The sequence below is a fragment of the Streptomyces chattanoogensis genome (assembly GCF_001294335.1).
GTDB lineage: Bacteria > Actinomycetota > Actinomycetes > Streptomycetales > Streptomycetaceae > Streptomyces > Streptomyces chattanoogensis.
The window spans coordinates 33,314-40,409 of the sequence record NZ_LGKG01000168.1; the positions used below are offsets into that span (position 1 = coordinate 33,314).

The 7,096-nt window shown below is 74.5% G+C and carries 4 protein-coding genes; 2 read left to right on the forward strand and 2 right to left on the reverse strand.

From position 1 onward, the window contains the following. Positions 1 to 75: 75 nt before the first annotated feature. Positions 76 to 1,464 carry an SWIM zinc finger family protein gene (locus ADL29_RS31835; RefSeq protein ID WP_053927011.1) on the reverse strand — a complete coding sequence of 463 codons (1,389 nt, stop codon included), beginning with the start codon at positions 1,462 to 1,464 and terminating at the stop codon, positions 76 to 78. Further along, positions 1,461 to 4,346 carry a DEAD/DEAH box helicase gene (locus tag ADL29_RS31840; RefSeq protein WP_078971440.1) on the reverse strand — a complete coding sequence of 962 codons (2,886 nt, stop codon included), beginning with the start codon at positions 4,344 to 4,346 and terminating at the stop codon, positions 1,461 to 1,463. The genes ADL29_RS31835 and ADL29_RS31840 overlap by 4 nt, the downstream gene beginning before the upstream one ends. Before the next feature lie 565 nt (positions 4,347 to 4,911). Here ADL29_RS31840 and ADL29_RS31845 point away from each other — a divergent pair. Together ADL29_RS31845 and ADL29_RS31850 are read left to right on the forward strand one after the other, a co-directional pair. After that, the gene (locus ADL29_RS31845) at positions 4,912 to 6,444 is read left to right on the forward strand and encodes a UvrD-helicase domain-containing protein (protein ID WP_053927012.1); all 1,533 of its coding nucleotides are present in this window, start codon (positions 4,912 to 4,914) and stop codon (positions 6,442 to 6,444) included. A gap of 46 nt (positions 6,445 to 6,490) precedes the next feature. Continuing rightward, complete coding sequence (locus ADL29_RS31850; protein WP_053927013.1) at positions 6,491 to 6,805, forward strand: DUF6343 family protein; 315 nt, start codon at positions 6,491 to 6,493, stop codon at positions 6,803 to 6,805. The last annotated feature ends 291 nt before the right edge of the window (positions 6,806 to 7,096 follow it).

Genomic DNA, 7,096 nt, shown 5'->3' on the forward strand with positions numbered 1-7,096 from the left:
TCATGGGTCGTGAGGCCGGTCGTCGGTCCTGGGGTTGGTCGTCCGTCGTGGAGTTCGTCATCGGTCTTGGGGTGGTCATCGCGCGAGCAGGGTGGTCAGGGCGCCCACGGGATCGGGGTCGGCCGGCCCGGTGGGCCACCAGTCCTCGGCGCCCGGTTCGGATTCGTAGGGATACCAGCGGTGGTCGTGGCCGAAGCGCAGCTGGATGCCGCGCTCGGGGTCGGTGAGGTGGTTGTGGCGCGGGCGCAGGGCCGGGAGGTCCGCGGCGATCAGGGCGCTGCGGGCCCGGTCGAAGTCGCCGGCCGGGGGGTTCCAGGTGGTGTCGAGGAGGGCGAGGCCTTCGGGGCCGCCCTGCCGCCAGGCGGCGACGGAACGGGCAACGTCGGTCGCCGTACGGCCGGTGGCGGCGGCCAGGTCGCGGAACAAGGCCCGGGTGGCGGCGGTCAGGCCCGCGGTGGGGTGGGCGGTGGCCGCCAGGCGGATGGCGTCGTCCCAGGGGGGCAGCTCCGGGAACGGGCCGCGGAGGGGCGCCCGTTCGCCGCCGGGGGCGGGAGTCCTGGCGGCGGATACGCAGGCGTGGGCGCGGGCCGCGGCGTCGGCGGCCAGGAATTCCAGGGCGGCCGGGTCGAAGGGGAGGCCGTCGGCATCCGGGAGGGCCGGCGGGCGGCCGGGGTGGTCCGGCAGCGGCGGGGGCGGCGGCAGCGGCGGGCGGAGCCGGTCGGCGAGGGCGTCCCGGGCGGGGACACCACGGGGAGCCGGGGGTGCCGCCGCGGTGGGCCCGCCGGTGGCGGGAGCCTCGGGGCCCGGGCTGCCGGTGCGGCTCTCCCTGGCCGTATGCGTGGCGTTGCGGCGGGAGAGTTCGTCCAGCAGCTCCCGTTCGCCGCGGCCGCGCATCAGCAGCAGGACGAAGGGGTCCGTGTCCAGGAGGCGGGCCACCTGGAAGCAGAGCGCGGCGGCGTGTTTGCAGGGCCGGCCGTGGTCGGGGCAGGAGCAGCGGGGGACGAGATCGCCCGGCCCCGGGAGGAGGCGTACGTCCCCTTCGGCGAGGGCGCTGGGCAGCTTTTTGGCCAGCAGGGCGGCGAGCCGTCCGGGGTCCGCGGCGATGGCGCCGAGCAGGGTCTCCCATTCCTGGTCGGAGAGGGTCCGCAGGCGGATTTCGGCGCTGTAGGGGCGGGGGCGGCTGCCCCGTACGGTGGCGATGATGCGGCCCGGCGTGACGTTGATGGTGTCGACATGGCCGTCGCGCGCATAGGTGCGGCCGCGGGCGAGCCGGGCGCTGTCGAGGGCGGTGGTCTCCAGCGCGTCCAGCCAGGCGCTGCCCCACCAGGATTCGGCGAACAGCCCGCGGGCTCCGCTGCGGGGCGGCAGCGGCGGGAACGTCCGCGAGCGGTCCGCCCGCGCGCTCCGGTCGGCGGCGGCGCGCCCGGAGGCCGCGGGCCGTCCCCGGAGGCCGGATGTGCTCATACGGCCCTCCTCAGGGAGACCAGGTCGGCCAGCTCGGCATCGGACAGTTCGGTGAGCGCGGTCTCGCCGCCGGAGAGCACCGCGTCGGCGAGGGCCCTCTTGGCGGTGAGGAGCTGGGCGATGTTGTCCTCGACGGTGCCCTCGGCGATCAGCCGGTGCACCTGGACGGGCTGGGTCTGGCCGATGCGGTAGGCGCGGTCGGTGGCCTGCTCCTCCACCGCCGGGTTCCACCAGCGGTCGTAGTGGATCACATGTCCCGCGCGGGTGAGGTTGAGGCCGGTGCCCGCCGCCTTGAGGGACAGCAGGAAGACCGGGGCGTGGCCGGACTGGAACCGGTCGACCATCCTGTCCCGTTCGGCGACCGGCGTGCCGCCGTGCAGCAGCTGGGCCTTGATGCCGCGGTTGGCCAGGTGCCGTTCGAGCAGCCGGGCCATCCCCACGTACTGGGTGAACACCAGGGTGGCGCCGCCCTCGGCCAGGATGGTGTCCAGGAGTTCGTCGAGGAGTTCCAGCTTCCCGGAGCGGGCGGCGAGGCCGGGCGCGGTCTCCTTGAGGTACTGCGCGGGGTGGTTGCAGATCTGTTTGAGGGCCGTGAGCAGCTTCATCACCAGGCCGCGCCGTGCGATGCCCTCGGCGGTTCCGATCCGGTCGAGCGCCTCGCGGACCACGGCCTGGTACAGCGCGGCCTGTTCGCGTCCGAGCGCCACCGGGTGGTCGGTCTCCGTCTTGGGCGGCAGTTCCGGTGCGATGCCCGGGTCGGATTTCCTGCGGCGCAGGATGAACGGCCGCACCAGCCTGGCCAGGCGCTCGGCCGCCGCCGGGTCCTCCCCGCCCTCGACCTCGCGGGCATGCAGCGCGCGGAAGGTCTTGAGGGGGCCCAGGAGGCCCGGGGTCGTCCAGTCCAGGAGGGCCCACAGCTCGGAGAGGTTGTTCTCCACCGGTGTGCCGGTGAGGGCGATCCGGGCCGGTGCCTTGATGCTGCGCAGCGCCCTGGCCGTGGAGGAGCGCGGATTCTTCACATGCTGTGCCTCGTCGGCGACCACCCATGCCCAGTCGTGCGCGGCCAGCCGTCCGGCGCTGCTGCGCATCGTCCCGTAGGTCGTCAGGACGAAGCCGCCGTCCAGGCCGTCGAGGCTGCGGCCGGTGCCGTGGAAGCGGTGTACGGGTGTGCCGGGGGCGAAACGCTCGATCTCGCGCTGCCAGTTGCCGAGCAGGGACGCCGGGCAGACGACGAGGACCGGCGCGGCGGGCCTCCGGTGCCGGTGGAGGGCGATGACCGTGAGGGTCTTGCCCAGCCCCATGTCGTCGGCGAGGCAGCCGCCGAGGCCGAGCGAGATCATGGTGTCGAGCCAGGCCGTGCCCCGTAGCTGGTAGTCGCGCAGGGTCGCGCGCAGGCCCGGCGGCTGGGGCAGCGGCGCCGCCGGGGCGGTGAGGCGGCCGCGCAGCGCCGCGAGGGCGCCCAGGGGCACCACCTCGACCTCTTCGCCGTCCACCTCCGCGGTGCCGCCCAGCGTCGCGGCGAGGGCGTCGGCCGGTTCCAGGTAGCCCAGTTCGCGCTTACGGGCCTTGCGTACGAGGGCGGGATCGACCAGGACCCACTGGTCGCGCAGCCGGACGACGGGGCGGTGGGCCTCGGCGAGGGCGTCCATCTCCGCCTCGGTCAGCGGTTCGCCGTCCATCGCCATCTGCCAGCGGAACTCCAGGAGCTGGCCGGTGTCGAAGAATCCGAAGCCGTCCGCCGCCGGACCGGGCGCTGGGCGCAGCACCGCCGCGGCGGTCAGGCCGCGGGCCAGTTCCCTGGGCCAGTGGACGGCGACCCCGGCGGCGGCCAGCCGGGGCGCGGCCGGACCGAGCAGGTCGTACAACTCGTCCTCGGCGACGGGCAGGACGTCGGGGACCGGCCGGTCCAGGAGGCGGGTGAGCGGGTCCCAGACGCGGGCCGCCCGGCGCAGCGCGAGCAGGGTGTCGACGCGGGACCGCGGCCCGAAGTGGTCGGGGCCCTCGTCCTCCCACAGCAGACGGGCGTCGGCGACGAGCGTGGGGTCGGTGAGGCTGTGCACCTGGAGGACGGCGGCCGCCGCACTGCGCTCCTCGGCGCCTTCCCCGGCGTCCTCCCTGCGGTCGAAGACCGTGTGCGGGGAGAGGTCGAGGCGCAGGGAGAGCCGTACGCCCGCGTCGATACCGGCCGCGGCCTCGGCAGCCCACTCCCGGGCGCCGGGCAGCCGCTGCGGCGCGCTCGCCGCGAACGGGGCGCCGGCCACGAGCTCGGCCCCGGCCGTACGGGGCAGGGTGTCGGCGACCGCGTCGACGAAGAGCCGGACCAGCGCCGCCGGGTCGGGCAGGCGGAGCGGGCGGCTGCCGGGGACCGGGACCGCGTACGCCTCGCCGGGCATGGCCGCGGCGATGGCCCGGAGGTGCGCGATGTCGTCGGGATCCAGGGGACCGGCGCGCCATGCGTCGGTGTCGTCGGCCGTCAGGCCGGGCAGGAGCCTGCCGCGCGCGGCGAGATGCAGGGCGTGCAGTGCGGCTGCGCCCCAGCAGGCGGCGGCAGGATGGGCGGCCGGGTCGTGCCGGGCCCGGACCAGCCGCGGCACCGCCTCGGCAAGGGGCAGCAGCACCGCGGGAACCGTACGGCTGCGGGCGCCGTTGCCGTGCCGCCGGGCGACGGTCAGCTCCGAGGGCTCGCCGCCCCGTGCTTCGTCCCCGTCGGGGAGCGGGCCGCCATCGGGCCGCCAGAGCGCCACCTTCCCGGCACGCGGCGGCAGACCGGGAAGGAAGGTCACCGCACAGCGGGCCGGGCCGGCATCTTCGCCCGGCCCGGCCGCGGCCGGCGCCGCGGCGTCCGCCCGCGCCGCCGCCCCCGTCTCCCACCGCCTCGCCATGCCGTCCTCTCGTCCCGTCGTTCGACTGCCCTGTCGTACCGCCGCGCGCTTGCCCCGCGCACGCCGCCGCAACTGCCCGGCCGCCCGCGCCCGGCTCGTTTCCAAGCCCCCGACCTGCGAGTCTACGATCGCGCCCGGTGCGCCTCCCCCGCCGCCGTACCGGCTCCGCCAGTCCCGCGGCGGTTGCCCGCGCGGTGCCGGCGTGCTGATGAAGGTGTCGTGCTGCGGGCTGATGCCCCATGCCGACGTGAAGCTCATAACTCTCCGCTCCCCCGTGATGAGCCGACCGCCGCCGGATGCACCCCGCCGACGCTGCCTGAGACCGATGGAAACACACGGCACTGACAACGCGGTCGGCCGCGCGCTCTCCCCACTTCTCTCGCAGGTCAAGGCCCTTGCACCCGCCCGGACCCGGCAGTCGGGCGGCGTCTGCCGACCTCCCGGACCAGCCCCGGACGAAAGTTATCCACAGGCGGGAAATCACTTCCCCACCCCGCCGCGAAAGCCGCTACAGTCAGTCACGTCATCACGCTCAGTGATCGACTGATCTCATCGAGGAGGCCTCATGCACACCCCCACTCCCGAGCAGACCGCCGCGGCCGACGCCTTCCGCGCCGGCACGCATCTCGTGATGCAGGCCGGCGCCGGTACGGGCAAGACCACCACCCTCGCGATGCTCGCGCACGCGGCACAGCGGCGGGGGCGGCTCGGCCGGTACATCGCCTTCAACAGAGCCATCGCGCGCGACGCCGCCAGGAAATTCCCCGCCCAGGTGACCTGCGGGACCGCCCACTCCCTCGCCTACACCGCAGTCGGCAGGAACTACCGGGCACGGGTGAACGCCCCCAGGCAAGCCGGCTGGCGGACGGGCGCGGCCCTCGGGATCGACGACGGCATGACGGTGCGCATCGGCGCACGCAAGGTCAACAACAAGGCACTCTCCTATACGGCCCTGCGCACGGTCACCCGTTTCTGCCAGTCGGCCGACAGCGCCATCGCACGCCACCACGTCCCGCCCTTACGCGGTGCCGAATCCGAAGCCCTGCACGATCAGCTCGCCGACCTCGTCCTGCCGTACGCCCGCAAGGCCTGGGCCGATCTTCAGCACCGGGACCGCGGAGTGGTCCGCTTCGAACACGACCACTACCTCAAGATGTGGGCGCTGCAAGAGCCCGTGATCCCGGCGGACTTCCTGCTCCTCGACGAAGCGCAGGACACCAACCCCGTCGTCGAGCAGGTCTTCTCGGCCCAGCGCGACCACGCCCAGCTGGTGCTGGTGGGCGACTCCGCCCAGGCCATCTACGGCTGGCGCGGGGCACACGATGTCATGACGGGATTCGACGGAGAACAGCTCACCCTCTCCCGCTCCTTCCGCTTCGGGCCCGCGCTGGCGGCGGAGGCCAACCGCTGGCTGGCCATCGTCGGCGCACCCATCAGGCTGACGGGATCACCACAGCTGGCGACGGAGTTGCGGACGCTGCCCGCCCCGGAGGCGATTCTGTGCAGGTCGAACGCCGGGGCCATGGTGGAGGTGATACGGCAGCTGGCGGCACACCGCAGGGTCGCCCTCGCCGGTGGCGACGAGGCCTTGAGCGCACTGGCACGGGCCGCGCACGACCTCGAGGCGGGACGGCGTACGGCGCATCCCGAGCTGATGCTCTTCGAGTCCTGGCCGGAGCTCCGCGAATACGCGGAACACGACCCCGCCGGACGGGACCTGCTCCCGCTGGTGGAGCTCGTCGACGAGCACGGCACGGCCGCCCTCCGGCGCGCCCTGGGCCGGCTCTCCCCCGAGGATTCCGCCGAAGTGACGGTGTCCACGGCCCACCGGGCCAAAGGCCGGGAATGGCCGGGCGTGCGCATCGCGGACGATTTCACGGGCCCCGACGATCTCGACGACCACGCCGAGGACGGGACCCCGCTCCCCGGCCCGATCGATACCGACGAGGCTCGCCTGGCGTACGTGGCGGTGACCCGCGCCCGCCTCCGGCTCGACATCGGCGGCCTCTCCTGGATCAACGGCCATCCGGCAGGCGACCCGTGCCCCGGCCCGGCAAAGCCTCCCGGACGCCGGACATCCGGCCCCCGGGAGGAGTGACTGGCCTGTCGATCGGGAGGATCCTGGAGGTGGGAGATGGGCACCGATGCGTACGGGAAATGAGCCGGTTCAGGCACGCAGTCCGCTGAAGATCCGCTGTGGGCTGGCGTTGTGGGGGCTGCTGTGGGCCACCGCCGGAGCCGTCGCCTTCGTCGCGGCCGGCCGGCCGGAGTGGGCAGCGGCGTGCGCGGCCGTGGCGGCGCTGGCCGCCGCGGACCTGGCCATCGTGATACGGCACATCCGCCAGGGACCGCATTACCAGCCGGGCAAGGACATACCGCCCTACGAGCCCGACCACGGCCGGAACGACGTCTTGCGCCGCTGGAACAGCAACGGCCGCAAGCGCGACATCCGGCCGTAGCTCCACCGCGGGCAGAGGCCCGGGCGGCGCCTCGGTGGCGCGCGGCGCCGCGGCCGTGCGGTGCACCCGGTGCGGGGCCGTAGACGGACGGCTCGGAATGCGGTGCGGGTCCGTACGCGGCACGAGTCCGTACGCGGCGCGCATCCATACGCGGCGCGCATCCGTACATGGTGCGGCCCCGCGCGCGGTGACAGTCGAGCCGTACGGCGGGACGGCATGAGGCGCGCCTGACCGTGTTCACGAGCGGCGGCGAGGGGGAGGGGCGGGGGCTGTCTCTTATACACATCTCCG